The following is a 17,408-nucleotide window of genomic DNA, read 5'->3' on the forward strand; positions in this document are numbered from 1 at the left end:
TTTCGATAACTCTCCTCCTCGTCAACCCTAATCGATATTCGAGTTCGTAACTCGATTACGGTCCAGGCGCTGTATAAACTTGCCAGTTCTTAACCACACAGATTTTCTTTGTTATACTCATCCACCTTGCTCTTACTTTTATCTTACACATCTCCCCTATCAAGGATGTTCATGTACGCTCCACAATTAGATAGAGGTACATGAACATTATACGTTTTCTTTGAAAAATATCTACAGTAAATATTTTCTTTTGGTTAAATTTAACCAAAATTCTTTAAAGCTCTTCTCGCTTAATAATATCCACCACGGACTGAGCCAGACCCATGAGCTGCTCATGATCCTGGCCTTCTACCATAACACGAACCAAGGACTCAGTTCCGGAAGAGCGTACGAGGACCCGTCCCCTTTCTCCCAAGAAACGCTTAACTTCCTCCACCTTTTGGAAAACATAAGGGTTTTCCATAGCTTTCTTCTTATCCTTGACTCGGACATTAATCAGTACCTGAGGTAGACGCTGCATTTTGGCCGCCAACTTCGAAATAGGTTTTCCTTGCTCTTTAAGCACTGCTAAGAGCTGCAAAGCTGTAAGCAAGCCATCCCCGGTGGTGTTATGATCCAGGAAGATAATATGCCCGGATTGTTCCCCCCCTAGCCTCGCTCCTGTTTTGAGGAGCTCTTCCATGACATAACGATCTCCTACCTGGGTTTCATAAACTCTAATTCCAGCTTCTTTTAAAGCGATATGCAAACCCAGATTACTCATGACAGTAACTACGACAGAATCTTCCATCAGCTGCCCTTTGGCTTTAAGTGCTAAAGCGCAGATAACCATGATGAAATCCCCATCGACGATTTCTCCGTTTTCATCTACAGCTATTAAACGATCCGCATCACCGTCATTAGCCAACCCCAAATCGGCCTTATGCTCGATTACAGCTTGTTGAAGTACCTCCGGGTGGGTAGAGCCGCAACCTGCATTGATATTGATTCCATCAGGGGTAACAGATAGAGGAATCACCTCCACTCCCAGCTCCCGAAGAACTTGGGGCCCCACGTGAGACGCGGCACCATTGGAGCCATCATAAACCACCTTAATTCCGGCAAGGGAGCCCACCGTCCCTTTCAAAAAATCCATATACCGGCGCTGAGCATCTTGGATCTCTATCACCCGCCCTATTTCACTGCCAACGGGGATTGCCCAGGGTTTTTCATGACTATGGACAAGATCTTCAATCTCTTCCTCTACCGCGTCAGGCAGCTTGTAACCTGTGGAGGAAAAAAACTTTATTCCATTATCTTGAACCGGGTTATGAGATGCTGAGATGACGACTCCAGCACTGGCTTTTAAGGTTCGTGTTAAGTAGGCAATCCCTGGAGTGGGTAAAACCCCTACTCTTAATACATCAGCTCCCACAGAGCATATCCCGGCAATTAAAGCCGCTTCCAACATATCCCCGGAGATCCGGGTATCTTTGCCGATTACAATGCGTGGATGGGGGTGTTCCTTGCTCAACACATAGGCACCGGCTTGACCTAAACGAAAGGCTAAATCGGGTGTCAACTCCTTATTGGCCACACCCCGTACCCCATCCGTTCCAAACAATTTACCCAAATAAACTACCCCTTCCATAATACTACTAGGTTATGGGCATACTGGATTACTAAGGCAAAGCATTGCCGTCATTATCATCTTATTCCTCAATAATAGACTCTAAAACATAAATATATCTGATTCTCTTTTGCAATATTTCACAAAAAGGTTCATTCAATCTGCAGGGTTATACTGAGCCATGATTCCCTCGGCGCTGCGGATTCCATCCACGGCTGCGCTCATGATCCCACCGGCGTAACCCGCCCCTTCACCGGCGGGAAAAAGCCCTTGGATATGCAAGGCTTCTCCCATCTTATCCCGGGTGATACGTACGGGAGCGCTGGTTCGAGTTTCGATTCCTGTCAGGGTCCCCATTTCGCCGGCAAAGCCCTGAATTTTCCGTTCAAAGGAAAGCAGCGCTCTATCCAGTACATCGCCCACGGCTTGTGGTAAAACCCGGTGGAGCTCAATAGGCTGAATACCCGGAGTATAGCTGGCAGGCAAAGGAAAATCTCCTGAGACCCGCTTTGCTAAGAAGTCCCGGACACTTTGGGCCGGAGCCTTATAATCACGACCACCGGCTAAGAACGCCTGGTGCTCCCAATATTCTTGAAACTCAACTCCGGCTAAAGGATGCTCCCTTTGAAAATCGCCTTTTCCTACAGTCACTACCAAGGCGCTATTGGCTATCCCGGTATCCCGTCGATATTCGCTCATACCATTGGTTACCAACCGCTCCAGGTCTGAAGCGGCGGCCACCACTTTGCCGCCGGGGCACATGCAAAAAGCATAGGCCCCTCGCCCGGTTGTTGTGTCCTGGTACGTCAGCTGATAATCGGCAGGGCCTAGTTTGGGGTGGAATTCCACTCCATATTGGCTGGTGTTAATGAGCTTCTGGGGATGCTCAATCCGAAGTCCAATGGCAAATGCCTTCTGTTCCAAGTGAACTCCTTGTGCCAGCAATAGGCGATAGGTTTCCCGGGCGCTGTGCCCGATAGCCAAGATCACTGCCTCTGCTGGAACGACTTCCTGGTGATTGACTTCAACGCCGACAAGCTTTCCGTTTTGATGGCGTAAACCTGTGAGTTTAGCGCGAAAACGCACCTCTCCACCCAGGGATTGGATTTTCTCCCGAAGCCTCTGGGTTACAATTTTTAAAATATCCGTTCCAATATGAGCCTTGGCCAGGAAAAGTATTTCCGAAGGAGCCCCTTGTTCTACAAAGGTCTCCAATACTTCCGTAATGCGAGGATCCGCTATGCGGGTGGTTAGTTTTCCATCAGAGAAAGTTCCTGCTCCCCCTTCTCCAAATTGAACATTACTTTCGGTATCCAGCTGACCTGTTCTCCAAAAATTCTCCACTTTTAAGCTTCGAGTCTCCACATCATCCCCCTGCTCAAGAACCAGTGGCGCATAGCCGCCTTTGGCTAAGGTCAGAGCAGCAAAATATCCTGCTGGTCCAGCCCCAACCACGATAGGACGATGCTTTAAGCTTTTCTCGGGCTTCATAAAAGGCCTTGGCATAATCTGGGGTTCAGGCTTGAGATCTGCTACTCGATGCAAAACGCGATTCACTTCTTTATACGGAATATCCAGAGAAAATCCGAGGGTATAGGAAAAAAGTAATTGAGGCTTCTTGCGGGCATCCACTGAACGGCGCAAAATCCGCAGGTTGGAGATGCTCTGCTGGGAAACTTTAAGCTTACGGGCTATCATCAGAGGAAGCTGCCGCTCATCCTCTTCTACTGGCACCCGCAAATTTGTCCATATGAGGTTCAATGGGTATACCTCCACTTACTTAGGGTACATCTCTTCTTTACAGACTACTGAGGTACCTTACACTACCGGCTGGTTACCAGAGTTATTCGAATTGCCTGGATTTCCCGGGTTACCTGGGGTTCCCGGATTATCCGGTTCTTTAGGGGGATCTTCTTTGGCCTTTAGTGTATAGGTAACATCCGGGATGGAAACCATCTCAATACCAGCGGGCAACTGCCAGTAGATCTTAACGGTATGCTCCCCTACCGCCTTACCGGTCGCATCGATCCAGAGAGAAATCTGCTCTTTTGTTAAGTTATTGAGAATTTCCGGGTAAGCCCTAATCGTCACACTGACTTCAGGAAGCGGTTTCTCAAGGACTAAATCCTCAGGAAGATTCCTAAGCACAATGGGAAGATCATAGAGGGTTTTATCCTGAACGGCACTGCCCATTTCCACAATGACTGAGAAAGTAGTTCTGGACCCATAATTTAAGCCTTCAGGTAAGCTCACCTTGTCCGAAGATATTTCATAAGTTTTCGTCTCAGACAGTCCGTTGATATTCACAGAACCAATAGATAAGGCACTGAACTGTGCAAGGACTTCAGGTTCACCATAGACCTGAACTCCGCTGGGAATTACCTGAATGGAGCGTACTTCTTTTCCTTCGGCGGGTGTTCCTGTGGTTGTTGCGTTAAGTGGAACCATTTTACTTTCCAACTCTTTTGCCACAATGGGGACAATGATATCAACACTGGTAGGGCTTGAAGTAATAGTCTCCACACTGGGGTCAGGTCCAAAGATAGCTAACCCATTTTTGTCACGGAACAAGAGGGGGCGGGATACCTGCAAGGTTTCGCTGGCTCCGGCCGCACTAAGCTCCACCAGAACTTTATCCACTTCATCTAAAAGGCTGCTGGGTCCCCTGACATTGACCACACTGGGCTTAACGATTATCTCCCCGACTTTTTTGCCGTTAGCCGGTGCTCCTGAAACATCCACCGTTACAGGAAGCATTCTTTCTTCGACTGTATCCAATTGCAGGGTAACTACCCGAGGGGAAATCTCGACGATCTTAATATTAGGAATAGGATCAACCTTTACTTCATAGTCATGTTCACCAGGCTCGCTGCCACTGAGATCCACATAAGCAAAAAGCTCATTGACATTGACGCTGGGGTTATACCCCTCCGTTTTAACTTTTACCGAGGGCAGCTTAGTCATAATCATGGAGTTGGCAGGCGTATTCTTAGCGATCAAGGCGAGGGGAAACGTTGGATCCCGGTCCAGGGTCTGACTGCTTCCTTGGCTGGTCACCCAAAGCCAAAAAAGAATGGCCAGGACCAAACTAATGGTTTTATATCCTAAGTTCCGTTGTAACATCTCTTTCATACTCATGACCTCCAAAAGGGTACATAACTCTTGGTCGTGGTATCCACTTGAAGCTCGCGGCACAACAATTCTTTCAGGCTTTTTTCATCAAGGAAACGTGTCAATACTCCATCGATTGCTACGGATATGGCTCCTGTCTCTTCAGATACGACGATAACTACCGAATCGGATACTTCCGTGAGCCCTATGGCCGCCCGATGGCGTGTTCCCAGTTCCTTTTGAATGGCATTGCTTTCGGAAAGGGGTAAAAAGCACCCTGCCGCCGCGACACGATCGCTGCGAATGATTACTGCTCCATCATGAAGAGGAGTATTAGGAATGAACACATTAAGTAAGAATTCTGAAGAAACCACACCATCGATTTTGATGCCTGTCTCTACATAGTTTTGCAAGCCTGTGGTCCTCTCCATAACCATTAGTGCCCCGATCCGGTTTTTAGAAAGAACTTGAGCACATCGCACCAATTCATCGATTACCTGAACCATGGCCTCATTGCCCACAGTTTGAGGATGGCGCATGAAGAATTTACCACGGCCGATTTGCTCCAGAGCCCGGCGTAACTCCGGTTGAAAAACAACCGGCAAGGCGATAAAGAACATGGACCAGAGTCGATCCAACAGCCAATTGATAGTGGATAATTTCAGGAACTGAGCAATATTGGACAAAATAAGCAGCACAAGGATCCCTTTAAGAAGCTGAACAGCACGAGTTCCCTTAATCAGCATCAAGAGCTGATAAAGAACAATGGCCACGACCGCAATATCCAGTATTGTTCGCCAATCAAAAGATGATTGTAGTTGTGAAAGCAACTGACTCACGGTCTACCTCCTCTGCTTTTCTTGTTCCTCCATACAATTCTGCATAGAGGGGCTGAATCCCTTGCTCGTCCCAGGAATTTATTTTACACTTTAATAGGAGTAAATTAAAGGATAGTATAGCACACTTCACCTTAATAATTTATTAATTTTTTTCTAACTCAAAAACTAATACTACTTCAAAACTCTGGGAGGTTTTAAATCATGGAAATCAAAGATTGGCAAAAGCAAGTGGATGACTGGATTACTCAATTCGAGGAAGGATATTGGCAGCCCTCATCCATGATGCTCCGTCTGACCGAAGAAGTAGGGGAACTGGCCCGGGAAGTCAACCACCGTTATGGTGAAAAACCGAAGAAGCCTGATGAACCCGAAGGAGATCTGGCTTTGGAAATGGCCGATATCCTCTTTATTATCATTTCTATGGCAAACTCCCTTAACATCGATTTAGAGGAGGCCTTTGCCCGGATGATGGAAAAATATCGCGTCCGTGACAGCAACCGCTGGACACGAAAAGAACAAGAATAGTGTTCCCCAATGGACAGGCAAGTATTTTGAGGATTATTTTTTCAAGTTATTTAAATAGCCTTCGCGCCAATCCCGGCTTACTAATCTCAACTGCCTGGTGGGGACAAAGCTCTTGACAACAGAAACAGCGAATGCAGGCCTCGAGATCGATCTCGGGCCTTTTTTGATCGTTTAATCTCAATGCCTGTGGCGGGCAATTCTTTACACAATCTGCACATCCCACACATTGGTCATGGTTAAAAAGAGGCTTAGGACGAACCTGATTCAGAATAAATCGCCTTGCTCCCGATGGTAGAGGTACACGGTCGATGAAGTTTACGGACATAGATTTAGGGACCACAAAATTCTGAATACGCCATAAGGATCGAGGCTCCCCCACTAAGCTTACTTCTTCAATGCGGCTGACAAAGCCCCTCTCCCTGGCAGCCATGATGGTGGGGACATTCTCAGGTTTTAGACCGATTAAATGAGTGGCCGCTACATCCAAAGCGAAAGGGTTCTCACTCATGAGAAGTGCTCCCACTGCCCTTGGCTGACCTGCTGAGGGACCATCTCCCTCCATTCCCACAATCCCGTCCATGATGCTGACAGCAGGTTTAACCCAAGTGGCTATGTCCACGAGAAGATCCGCAAACTGCATGACCTCCGGCATTTTAAAATGATATTCCGCTTTAAGCAGTCCCGGAATGACTCCAAAGAGATTTTTCACCGCTCCTGTAAAAGTCATCATAGCATGGGTTTTCAACTTTGATAAAGAAATGATCACATCAGCATCCCAGACGCTTTTGGTAATCGTTAGGCTCTTGACCAGCTTTCCATCAGGATGGGTAACCACTTCCTGACCCACATTAAAATTGAGCTCTGCTCCTGTTCGTTCTGCTACTTCTTTAAGCCCACAGCGTGCGTAAATGCCCTGAAGGGCACCTACCGTATAGGGTCCCCCGGGGCTGTCGCCGATAATGGGAATTCCCCCCACTTCTTGAACCAGACGAACAACTGCCTCCACCACAGAGGGATGGGTGGTGACTGCTTCTTCGGGACGTTTTTTCATAAGTAAATTCACTTTAAGGAAGACTTTTTGACCCGGCTTCACAAAAGCCTCCATACCTCCCAATTCCTGCAATCCGCTTCTTAAGAACTCTTCTACCCCGGAAGTGTATTCCGGGCAGTATTTTAAGACGACTTTGGAGCCCATCAGCTCACAACCTCTCACTGAGAATTATTTTTTGGCTCTATGAAACAGGCCCCTTCAAATAGGCTGTTATGAATCGTATTTAAAGATGAATAAGATAAAGCTATTATACCTTTTTTGTGCGAATTTAGGAAATTTCCATCGATAACCTTGTCATCCAAAAACAACCTAACAACTCCAGGCTCAGAAAAAAGTTGGTAAGATGTTCTAGTAGGTTTTTACAGTTTGGAATGGTATACTCAATTTGTCCTGAAAGGGACAATCTAATATAGCACTTTAAGCTGAAACAGGTTAGTTTGTGAAACTATTTGGAGGTATGTTATGAAAAAGACGAAAAAATTTACTATTGGCGTATCCTTAGCCGTTTTGTTAACAGTGGCCGCAGCCCCTGTCCAAGCAGCGCTTAAGGTGAGCAATTCTTATTCTTCAAGTGGCTCTAACGGTTCTATCATTTCACTCCGTTCCTATACACCTTGGGTGAACAACCTCACAGCCACCACACCGAGTAACCCTGGAACTCCTTCGGATCATAGTTCCAGCGATTCCACCCAAAACGGTTCTACGCTTGTAAACACTACTAAAGGGTATAGCAGCGTCATTTCCTTGAAGAATTTTAAATTTACTGCTAAGGAGGCTGAAAAGCCTACTAATACAGTCCCTGTACAAACCCAGCCGGCACCAAGCCAACCAGCACCAACCCAATCCGTTCCGGCCCAACCGGCTCCGACCCAACCGACCACCCCTTCAACTAATGGAACCACCACACTCGGTACCCAAGAACAAGCTATGATTAACGAGATCAATAAAGAAAGAGCAGCAGCTGGCCTCTCTCCTTTGCAGGTGGATCTTCGCTTGGTGGACGTAGCTCAGATGAAAGCCCTGGATATGAAAACCAACAGTTACTTCAGCCATACTTCTCCCACCTATGGTTCTCCCTTTGATATGCTAAAGAACGCAGGTATTCAATACCGCTCCGCAGGAGAAAATATTGCCCGCAATATGTCAGTGGATGCAGCTATGGCGGCTTTCATGAGCAGTGACGGTCATCGCAAAAACATCTTAAATCCTGCTTATACCCATATTGGAGTAGGTGTGGTCAGCAGCAACTCCGGGAACTACTACGTTCAGATCTTTGCTCAGCTGTAACGAGTAAACGAAATCCCCAACTTAAATTCCCCTCGAAATTAGTAAAGGCGTGACCTCATGGTTACGCCTTCTTTATTTCTTACATAGTCTATAGTAGAAATAGTTTAAAGCCAGGAATAAAAGAACTGTCACCCTGTATCAAAGGAGGTGAAAAAATGCCGACCATAATTTACCCACGGACTTTACCTTGGAGCTGGATGGTTCAGCGCCCTCAACAGCTCATGCGGGAACTTTCTTACTTAGGGTATACCATCTTTTACGAGGATCGCGGGGCTTTTCCTCAGCCCCAGGTTAAAAAGCTCTGGGATTCCTTCTATCTCTGTCAAGGAATCTCTCCCATGACGTTAGCCCATCCCAGACCCCGCATTCTTTGGCTGACCTTCCCCCAGCATCTCTATCTCATTGATACCTACCGACCGGATGCGGTGGTTTTCGATTGCTCCGATGAAGCCAAGGAGGAGTTCGCTGCCTGGGGGCCCTACATAAAGCCTTTACTCGCTCAAACTAAGCTGGTCTTTGCTTCCTCCCAGAGTCTTTACGATCAATTGGCACCACAACATCCTGAGGTAACCCTGCTGCGCAACGGGGTGGATTTTGCTCATTTCTGCACCCCCCAAAAGCGGCCTCTTGATTTACCGACAGGGCAGCCCATTATTGGCTACAGCGGAGCTATCGCTCCTTGGCTGGATTGGGATCTGCTGAAAAGAGTTATTGAACAGCATCCGAATTTTCATTTTGTTTTTCTTGGTGCTTTAGTAATGCTTAAGGGCTTTCCTCTAGAAAGCCCCAATGTAAGCTATCTCGGCTTAAAATCCTATGACAGCCTGCCCGGTTATCTCCACGGCTTTAATGTCAGCCTCATTCCCTTTAAGCTGACTCCTATGACTATGGGCTGTAATCCCATTAAGCTGTATGAATATGCAGCCGCCGGTTTACCTACTGTAGCCACTCCTTTGCCTGAGCTTATAGGTGCCCAAAAAGTTATCCAGAGCCTCAGTACCGGGGACTCTGAGCAACGTCGGGAAGATTGCTGTCCTGGCCTTAACCTGGCCGCCACTGCGGAAGACTTCTCCCAAAGTATTAGGGAGGTCTTGCTTAAGAGTGTGGATCAGGAAGCGTTACAGGCCTTCGCCTTGCAAAACACTTGGCAAAAGCGGGCCGTAGAAATTCATAATAAAATCCTTAAGCAAGGGCTCTACACAGGCTAATCCTGTAACACTTAGGGTGAAACTTGAATAGAATACCCCGAAAATACAAAAAAGGAGGGAAAACAACTCATGGCTGACCTCTATCCATATGACCCCTATCGCGAAAGAGTATGCATAATTGTCGAGAAAGTCTTTTTTAGTTGCCAACAGAGAGAGTGTTTTCCAAACTTCCCAATTGACCTGCCAGATTGTGGCGGTCCGTGCACCTTTGTGGACATTACTTTCCAAAATGGGGTCATCCTTCCCGAGAGCATCGTCATTACCCCTATTCCCAGCCGTCCAAATTTTGCCCGGGCTCAGTTCACCGTGCGCGTCTGCTTCACTGCTACTGTAAGAAATGCCGCCGGGCAACTCCTCACCGTTCCAGGCTGTCTGCCTGACATCTTCAAGGACATCGTGATTTACTATCCGCCTACCCGTTCGGAGTTCGATTTCAACCTCAGAGTTGAAACTCGCAGCGAGATTCTGGTTCCCGCCATCATTTCCGGAGACGATTTAATTGTCACAGTAGGGGTTTTCGTTATCGCGAAGCTAACCGGATTTGTGCAGCTGGCTATTGATGCCTTTGGGTATTGCCCGGAACCACCATTCTGCGAAGAATTCCCCACCGAGGAACCTTGTATCGACTTCCTGAATCCAAATCTCACCCCATTCCCTACGGATTTCTTCCCCCCACAACTTCCCAGCCCTGTTCCCGGTCCAATGTATGTAAATCTCACCTAAACTTACACCCTTATCAACTGTTCTTAACGTCTAAAAAAGCTAGGGCTGTCATTAGGCAGCCCTAGTCCAACATCACAGGAGGTGTGCCTATTGCCCGCATATACTTCCTCATCCCAATCCTTCCTTTTACTTAATGAAAACATTTCCTACTTATTGGAGATACACAATGATGGGCTAACTTTATCTTCTTCCAATGGTCACCCATTATTTGAGTTAAAGGAATCCGTCCTGCTTGCTCAAGGGATTCTTGATGATGCCCAACAAATCCATCTTGCTTACATAAAAGTTTCCGGTGAGTTTTGTTACTCAGTCATTCTGGCTGACGGGCATCACCAAACCATGTCTCTGGGTAAATTGGATATCCGGACCCAGCGTTTTAATCGCCTGCTCCTCTTTCCAGCGGGCAAGGTAATTCATATCTTTTATGCCAGCTCTCATTATGGGCTGCCTGATGTTTGGCGCATCACCCACCTTTTCTGGAATGGTCAGACCTGGAAATCCGCCTTTCTGGGGGAAGTGGTCCATCCTCGCTATCCCTTATATCATGTACTCATGGATTCCCGTTCTAATCTTCACGTCCTCATGATGACCTTCCTGGGAAAACGCTCCGTTCTGTTGGCCAGCATGTTTAACGGTACCTTCTATCTCTGGTCTAAACGCCAGGAGGTTCTTACTATCCCCCGTGAAGTAGTAGATATGACGGCGGTTATTACCGCTCAGGATGAAGGACATCTTTTCTGGGCAGCCAAACAACCGGCCAGCGATCGCTTTGAAATCGGTCACGGAGTCCAAGGAAAAATAAATGACTTTAAAAGTACCTGGCGAATTGAGGCCTCACCGGCAACTAATCTTGAAGGTCCCTGGAGAGGCTTAGGAGTTATTGAATCCCAGGGTATGTTTAATCTGTTAGTAAATATCAATCAAGCTGTACTGTTTCAGGTTCAAGATAGAAGCTGGAAGCCCGTTCTGGCTCATTCCGGCGACTTTTTCTCCCTGCACATTGCGCAAAAAACTGAAGGAATAACTACTTATTCTCATTGGTTGGGCATAACAGGTCAAGAGGCTCCCCTATTCGCCCAGGAACTATCTCTGGTTAGAACCCCCCCTCTCAATGATTCCTCTCAGATTTCTGTTCATCAAACTAACGATCAATTCACTGCACCTCATATCCTTCCCCCGGATACCCTACAACATGTTGAAAAAGACAGTAGCGTACAGGCTGCTTTCCATGAAAAGACCCTTCCTGAAACCGAGGCTGAGAGGACCGCTACCCAGGCTATCTCTGAACAAAGCGATTCCGTGGCTTGCACCGCCCAAGCCCCCCTCCCTGTCTCCACCGGGCAGATCAGTCCCCAGGAAACATCTGATGATAGCGCTTCTTCTCATCATTTAAGCCTTATCTTCAGCGATTTGAAAGAAAGTACCACACACATCACCAGTAATCTGGAATGCTTAAGCGAAAAGGTGGATTTTCTTCCCGAGGTACTGGAGCTCCTCAAAGAGCTTAAAAGCAAAAACGATCAAACCTTAAACGCTCTGCAACAGCTGGAGACCCAAGTCCACCACATGCAAACTCTAAAAGAAGCGGCTGTAAAGAAAGGATTTTGGCAGCGATGGTTAACCTAAACAGCCTTATGAAATACGGGGATGTACTGAAACAATATCCCCAGTTGAAACCTCACTTTCGCAGACTGGGTATTCCTGTCTCCGGCTGCGGCATCTACTACTTGCTGGACATGACTTTGGAACAACTGGCCCAGCGCTATCATCTAACTGCTGAAACCTTGCTCAAAGCCTTGCAAAGGGGATATTAGTGTGAAAGTTCTTTTTCAAGTCCGTCAGGATTATCGCAAAAACCCAGCGGGAGACACTGTCCAGCTTCTGGCCACAGCTCAAGCTTTAAAAAACCTTGGGGTACAGGTCTTTTTATCCCTTAACCCCAAGGTCCAGCTTGAAGAATATGACTTGGTTCATATTTTTAATGCTACCCGGGTAGTGGATGCCGCCATGTATTTTGAAAATGCTAAAAATCAAAGTAAGCCCATTGTGGTGTCCCCTATATATTGGAATATGGCTCATTACTTAAAAAAAGTTGAAATGAACTCGGTGGCTTTAGAGCAATGGGAATCCTATCAGCCTTGGCGTAGTCAATTGCTGCAGGATTGCGATCTGCTCCTTCCCAACGGTCAAGCGGAAATAGAGGAGATTCAAAGGGACTTCCAGGTCACAACACCCTTTAAGGTCATTCCCAATGGATTTCCCCAAGAGTATCTTGGCATTGATGGAACTTACTTCCGAGAGCAGTGTCCGGGACTTCCGGAAGAATTCGTTCTCTCGGTGGCTCGTATTTCCTCCCGCAAAAACCAAAAGTGGCTGGCCCAATGCTGTCAGGAGCTAGGTCTTACTCTTGTTCTGGCAGGTCCCATTAATGAACCGAAGTACTTTGAGGAAGTACAAGTTTATCCCAATGTAATTTATTTGGGCACCATACAGGGACGGCTTCTGGCTTCCGCTTATGCCGCCGCTAAGGTTCATGCCATGCCCAGTTGGTTTGAAACACCGGGGTTATCCAGCTTAGAGGCGGGAGCATGTGGTGCTGTGGTCCTTTCCACGGACCAAGGGTGTACTGAGGAATATTTTCAAGATATGGCCGTCTATATGGATCCCTTTGAAGAAAAGAGTCTGACCCCAGCCTTGGAAAAGGCCCTGACCTTCTCGCCAGAGCCTTTGACGAAACATATTCAAAAACATTACTCTTGGTCCAGGATTGGGGAAATGACCTTGGCAGCCTATAAACATGTGTTGGTGAGTTCCTCTCACGAATAGCCCATGAGGATTAAAATCATATGAACAATGAAGTAAAAAGACGAGACGTGAGGATGGAAGTCTCGTCTTTTATGATTCTCGGGTAAAATGCTGATCTGCTTTCTCTCCAGCTTACACCTTTCCGGTCCGAATAAAATCCAGCACTTTTTGGCAAGTTCCATAACGATCAGTTCCAGAAATCAAAATAGCTCTATCCACCGGTTTAGTATTTCCACCCACCACATATATCTTTTTAGCTGAATCCAGGTACCCATTACTCAAGCGATCCAAGTAAAGAATGGGGGCCTGGAGATAATCCGCCAGGTATCCTGCTGCTCTCTCATCCGCTCCTCTACTTACCAAGATTAGATGCTCCACTTTGCCATCTCCCCCTATATTGATTTTCTGTAGTCCATCGATTTCTCCCTCCAAGGCCATGATCATGTCTTCCCAGGTATAACCATAGCTTTTCAGATAATCGATAGGGTCCGTGTGATTGGTTTCTCCATAGGTAAGAGATATATCCCGATGAGAGAAGACATTGTGTGTCGTCCATCCGTAGCGGACACAGGCGTCAGCTACCAACCAAAGGGTTCGTTTCCAGACTTCCTGGAACTTTTGCGGATCATGTCCCTGGGGTTCGCTCATTTCCACGGACAGAAAACGATGGTTGGCCGTATACCCAGCATGCCAGGCCACTTCGTTTTCTGGAATAGCGTGAATGAGCTCAAGCCAATCCACGAAATAATGAGCGGAAGCAGCCCGGTGCTGACTGTTGAAATAGTTAAATTCATTTTGGGCTGTAGCCCCAGGTGTCGCTGTGGAGTGAATCACGAAACCCTGAGGCTGCAGAGGCTCTTGAGGTCGATTATTGACTAGGATTTGCTCTTTCACTTCGTATCCCGTAATAATCCCTCCTTTTCTTGTAATCTATCCTTCGTTTATTCTATGCTCCAAGATACCTTATGGTACTTTTCTCTGCTTGGCATTGAAGAGATGAAAAAAGTCATGGGCAAAATTAGCACCTTTGCCGACCACTAAACCGGTGATGATGACTCCCACATACCCATTTTTAGTCTGAATTCCGATTAAGCTTAGGGCATCGATTTGGGTTTCATAGGCAAGAAGGATCCCTATGCCCAAGCTGATCAATTCTAAAGTAAAGGGGCGAATTTTATCAGGTAGAAAAGGAATCGTGCTGACAACTGTCTTAAAAAGGTCTACAATCTTCTCGACCACGACGGCTAAAAGCACAACCATACTTAAGGCATCCATCGCTACTTCCCCCTTGAAGCCGTGATATCTTTCCCCTTTAACTATATTCCAGCTTTTTCTGTTAGGTTCATATTCTTGGAGGAATTTCCCACAACAAAAGACGGCTTATCGCCGTCTTCATTTTTTCAGACTTCTTACTGTGACAGTCCCTTATGCTCCTTACGTTCCGAGGTTAATTGATTCAGGCGTTCCTCAATAGTCTTCAGAATATTTTCAAGAAGAGGCAGATCCTCACGGGAGAAGACTTCCTCTTCATCAGCCCTAATTTTTCCGATGGTTTTTTCTACAGGGACGACGCGGAATTGCTGCCTGCCTCCCTTAGTGTAACTGTGAGAATAGGTAGGGATTAGCTCAACTCCCTTTAATGTTGTGGTCTGGGATATCAGAGTATCTGAGGTCCCTTTTGAAGCAGAGCTCTCCAACTTGCCGGGTTGAATCACTTTCTCAATGTTGAACTTTAAGTGAAGGATAACACCGCTGTTGCGCTCCTGACCTCTTTGATCCCCGATAAAGTTCCCGATAGAATAGGCCACAAATTTCTCTTTACCATCAATATTGAAGTATTCCACCGGTTGAATTACGTGAGGGTGGCTCCCTATGATAGCATCGGCACCCGCTGTCAAAAATTCTCGGGCGAGAGTCCGTTGTTCGTTCGTGGGCTCTGTACTGTATTCCACTCCCCAATGAAGTACAAGGATTAGCAGATCCACTTGTGTGCTCAATTGATGAATATCTTGGAGAATCTGCTCTTTTTCCAGCATGTTAATAAAATACTGATGTTCAGAAGGGAGGCTTAAGCCGTTAGTTCCATAGGTGTAAGCTAGGTAGCCCACCTTGACGCCGCGGATATCCTTAATGAGATAGCCGGAATCCCCCGGATTTTTACGAACACCTAAAACGTCCAGCCCTGCTTTTTCGAGCACCTCTACGGTTCTGACCGCCCCCCGGTATCCTCGATCAAGGATATGATTATTGGCTGTGATCACCCCATCCACTCCATAGTCTTTCAGGTGGTCAGCGATCGCATCTGGACTATTGAATAACGGATATCCGGTATAGCCTCCCTCCGAACCGGCAAGTGCCGCCTCCAGGTTGGTGGTACAATAATCCCCTTCCTCCATCAGCTCTCCTACCGCTCCAAAGAAATTAAAAGCGTAAGAGCCATCCGGTTGACTCCCTGACCAAATCAGAGTGTTGTGCATGAGTATATCTCCCAAAGCGGTCAGGGTAATTGTCTCCTTTTGGTCTATGAGTTCAGGTTCAGGTAAAGGAGTCGGCACCGGTTCATTTGGCCCCGTTTGCTCAGTCGCTCCGATAGGAATCGATTGACCCTGGCAGCCTGTTAAGACCGATGATAGAGAGATAAGTAGGAAGAGTAAAAGTAGGTAGGGAAAATAAGTTCTCGGAAAGGGATATTTTATCATGGGAACCTCCACATCGAAGTAATTTCTTTTTCGTTATTTAGGACTATCTTTGTGAACAGCTTTTCTAAATATTCGCTTCATCTTCTCTTAAGTCCTTCTACACTTTGGTTCCCAGCTATTTTTTTATAATTTATGGAAAAACATCATATTTGAAATTCAAGTTCCTCTGGATTAACCCTGGTGATCATCACCTTGTCCACCCGAACATGGTCCATATCCACAACCTCAAGCCGCAAATGGCCGACTATTATACTATCTTTTTCTTTGGGTATATCTCCGATCTTATCGGTGATGTAGCCTCCAAGAGTGTGGTAGCTGTTTCCTGTATGGGGCATGGCTTTTTCTTCAATATCGAAATACCGTTTGAAGGTATCGAGGGCTACCAATCCATCAGCCAACCAGGAGTGTTCATCCTTCTCGATGATTTCCGGAGGGGTTTGTTCTCCTCTTAAGGGCATATCCCCCACGATATTTTCCATGATATCATGAAGAGTTACGAAACCTTCAATCCCTCCATATTCATCAATCACTATAGCTTCGTGGTGCCCCGCCTCTTGGAAGGTCTTCAGGGCTTGAAAGACCTTCATGGATTCAGGATGAATCAGTGTATCCTTAATGCAGTCATTAATTGCAAAGTCTACCCCGGATACCAGCTTGGCAAAAACATCCTTGGTATGAACCACCCCTTGGAAATTGTCCAGGCTCCCTTTACCTACAGGAAATTTCGTATGGGGGCTTTCGTTCATCTTGCTAATAATGTCGACAAAGGTATCCTCGATATCGATCCAAGCCAACTGGGTACGCGGGGTGAGGATATCAGCCAGGCGTTTGTCTCCTAAATAAAAAATCTGCTCCACCATATCCTGCTCAATCTCTTCTACTACACCACTGTAAACCCCTTGCTCGATAAGCGACGTGATCTCTTCCTCTGTTACTTCTGGATCGGTACTGGGTTTGATACGCAAAACTTTTAAAACCAATTCCGTAGATTTACTTAAAAACCAGATAAGGGGGCGCCCCGCCTTGGCAAAGTAATACATAGGTTTGGCTACCCGGCAGGCAACTTTTTCCGGGTTGCCCATGCCAATTCGCTTGGGAGCAAGTTCACCGATAATCAAAGATAAATAGGTGGATAATCCCACCACGAGAATAAAGCTGAACTGATAGCTTATAGGTGCTAATACCGGAATAGTCTCTATATACTTAGCCAGTTGTCCCGCAATAGTCGCTCCGCCAAAGGCCCCGGTAATAACCCCAATGAGAGTGATGCCGATCTGTATGGTGGAAAGAAGCTGATTAGGGTTCTCCGCCAGCATTAAAGCATAGGCTGCCCGGGAGTCCCCTTTGTCCTTAAGATTGGCCAGCCGATTCTTTTTCGAAGTCACAATAGCAATTTCCGTCATAGCAAAAAGACCGTTGGCCATGATGAGTATTAATACGATCATAATAGAGATCCATAAACTATCCAAATCTATCGTCCTCATTTCCTGTAAAAATGCCTATGCGTTTAATCTTCTTAACACTATTTTTTCTTCATGAAATAATTCTATC

At 46.5% G+C, this 17,408-nt stretch carries 16 protein-coding genes; 7 read left to right on the plus strand and 9 right to left on the minus strand.

All coding sequences use genetic code 11. The features are described 5' to 3' along the window. Positions 1–274 precede the first annotated feature (274 nt). From glmM to cdaA, 4 genes are all read right to left on the minus strand, one after another. Positions 275–1,612, minus strand: a complete 1,338-nt coding sequence (gene glmM / locus DESLBE_RS12725) for a phosphoglucosamine mutase (protein ID WP_011461863.1) — start codon at positions 1,610–1,612, stop codon at positions 275–277. A 153-nt stretch (positions 1,613–1,765) separates the two neighbouring features. After that, the gene (locus DESLBE_RS12730) at positions 1,766–3,370 is read right to left on the minus strand and encodes an FAD-dependent protein (protein ID WP_144677116.1); all 1,605 of its coding nucleotides are present in this window, start codon (positions 3,368–3,370) and stop codon (positions 1,766–1,768) included. A gap of 57 nt (positions 3,371–3,427) precedes the next feature. Beyond that, entirely contained in the window at positions 3,428–4,741 is a 1,314-nt protein-coding gene (locus tag DESLBE_RS12735; RefSeq protein WP_144677118.1) for a CdaR family protein, read from the minus strand. A gap of 2 nt (positions 4,742–4,743) precedes the next feature. Continuing rightward, entirely contained in the window at positions 4,744–5,559 is an 816-nt protein-coding gene (gene cdaA / locus DESLBE_RS12740) for a diadenylate cyclase CdaA (protein ID WP_005808428.1), read from the minus strand. A 201-nt stretch (positions 5,560–5,760) separates the two neighbouring features. Between cdaA and DESLBE_RS12745 the strand changes: the two genes are divergently transcribed. Next, complete coding sequence (locus DESLBE_RS12745) at positions 5,761–6,084, plus strand: nucleotide pyrophosphohydrolase (protein WP_005808431.1); 324 nt, start codon at positions 5,761–5,763, stop codon at positions 6,082–6,084. A 46-nt stretch (positions 6,085–6,130) separates the two neighbouring features. On the opposite strand, the gene DESLBE_RS12750 is transcribed toward DESLBE_RS12745, so the two are convergent. Beyond that, complete coding sequence (locus tag DESLBE_RS12750) at positions 6,131–7,279, minus strand: DUF362 domain-containing protein (protein ID WP_005808433.1); 1,149 nt, start codon at positions 7,277–7,279, stop codon at positions 6,131–6,133. Between the two features lie 318 nt (positions 7,280–7,597). On the opposite strand from DESLBE_RS12750, the gene DESLBE_RS12755 reads away from it, so the two are divergent. From DESLBE_RS12755 to DESLBE_RS12780, 6 genes are all read left to right on the plus strand, one after another. Beyond that, positions 7,598–8,422, plus strand: coding sequence for a CAP domain-containing protein (locus tag DESLBE_RS12755; protein ID WP_144677120.1), 825 nt, complete (start codon positions 7,598–7,600; stop codon positions 8,420–8,422). Between the two features lie 155 nt (positions 8,423–8,577). Continuing rightward, a complete protein-coding gene (locus tag DESLBE_RS12760; RefSeq protein ID WP_144677122.1) occupies positions 8,578–9,630 on the plus strand; it encodes a glycosyltransferase in 1,053 nt (350 codons plus the stop codon). 210 nt (positions 9,631–9,840) lie between these two features. After that, positions 9,841–10,353 (plus strand): hypothetical protein, encoded by a 513-nt coding sequence (locus DESLBE_RS12765; protein WP_242659932.1) that lies wholly within the window; start codon positions 9,841–9,843, stop codon positions 10,351–10,353. A gap of 81 nt (positions 10,354–10,434) precedes the next feature. Then, positions 10,435–11,979: a hypothetical protein gene (locus DESLBE_RS12770; protein ID WP_144677124.1), complete on the plus strand. Its 1,545-nt coding sequence runs from the start codon at positions 10,435–10,437 to the stop codon at positions 11,977–11,979. Continuing rightward, positions 11,967–12,167, plus strand: a complete 201-nt coding sequence (locus tag DESLBE_RS12775; RefSeq protein WP_005808445.1) for a hypothetical protein — start codon at positions 11,967–11,969, stop codon at positions 12,165–12,167. The genes DESLBE_RS12770 and DESLBE_RS12775 overlap by 13 nt, the downstream gene beginning before the upstream one ends. Before the next feature lies 1 nt (position 12,168). After that, positions 12,169–13,179, plus strand: a complete 1,011-nt coding sequence (locus tag DESLBE_RS12780; RefSeq protein WP_144677126.1) for a glycosyltransferase — start codon at positions 12,169–12,171, stop codon at positions 13,177–13,179. 111 nt (positions 13,180–13,290) lie between these two features. On the opposite strand, the gene DESLBE_RS12785 is transcribed toward DESLBE_RS12780, so the two are convergent. From DESLBE_RS12785 to DESLBE_RS12800, 4 genes are all read right to left on the minus strand, one after another. Then, complete coding sequence (locus tag DESLBE_RS12785) at positions 13,291–14,052, minus strand: peptidoglycan recognition family protein (protein WP_005808449.1); 762 nt, start codon at positions 14,050–14,052, stop codon at positions 13,291–13,293. 69 nt (positions 14,053–14,121) lie between these two features. Then, positions 14,122–14,433, minus strand: a complete 312-nt coding sequence (locus DESLBE_RS12790) for a hypothetical protein (protein WP_144677128.1) — start codon at positions 14,431–14,433, stop codon at positions 14,122–14,124. A 134-nt stretch (positions 14,434–14,567) separates the two neighbouring features. Further along, positions 14,568–15,857, minus strand: coding sequence for a CapA family protein (locus DESLBE_RS12795; protein ID WP_144677130.1), 1,290 nt, complete (start codon positions 15,855–15,857; stop codon positions 14,568–14,570). 143 nt (positions 15,858–16,000) lie between these two features. Beyond that, entirely contained in the window at positions 16,001–17,326 is a 1,326-nt protein-coding gene (locus DESLBE_RS12800) for a hemolysin family protein (RefSeq protein WP_015943051.1), read from the minus strand. Positions 17,327–17,408 lie beyond the last annotated feature (82 nt).

The organism is Desulfitobacterium sp. LBE (assembly GCF_007830365.1).
Taxonomy (GTDB): domain Bacteria; phylum Bacillota; class Desulfitobacteriia; order Desulfitobacteriales; family Desulfitobacteriaceae; genus Desulfitobacterium; species Desulfitobacterium hafniense.

Bases quoted from the DNA above. Each gene is read 5' to 3' on its own strand.
- DESLBE_RS12735 (WP_144677118.1), bottom strand. From the start codon at position 4,741: ATGAAAGAGATGTTACAACGGAACTTAGGATATAAAACCATTAGTTTG.
- DESLBE_RS12745 (WP_005808431.1), top strand. From the start codon at position 5,761: ATGGAAATCAAAGATTGGCAAAAGCAAGTGGATGACTGGATTACTCAA.
- DESLBE_RS12750 (WP_005808433.1), bottom strand. From the start codon at position 7,279: ATGGGCTCCAAAGTCGTCTTAAAATACTGCCCGGAATACACTTCCGGG.
- DESLBE_RS12755 (WP_144677120.1), top strand. From the start codon at position 7,598: ATGAAAAAGACGAAAAAATTTACTATTGGCGTATCCTTAGCCGTTTTG.
- DESLBE_RS12760 (WP_144677122.1), top strand. From the start codon at position 8,578: ATGCCGACCATAATTTACCCACGGACTTTACCTTGGAGCTGGATGGTT.
- DESLBE_RS12775 (WP_005808445.1), top strand. From the start codon at position 11,967: ATGGTTAACCTAAACAGCCTTATGAAATACGGGGATGTACTGAAACAA.
- DESLBE_RS12790 (WP_144677128.1), bottom strand. From the start codon at position 14,433: ATGGATGCCTTAAGTATGGTTGTGCTTTTAGCCGTCGTGGTCGAGAAG.
- DESLBE_RS12795 (WP_144677130.1), bottom strand. From the start codon at position 15,857: ATGATAAAATATCCCTTTCCGAGAACTTATTTTCCCTACCTACTTTTA.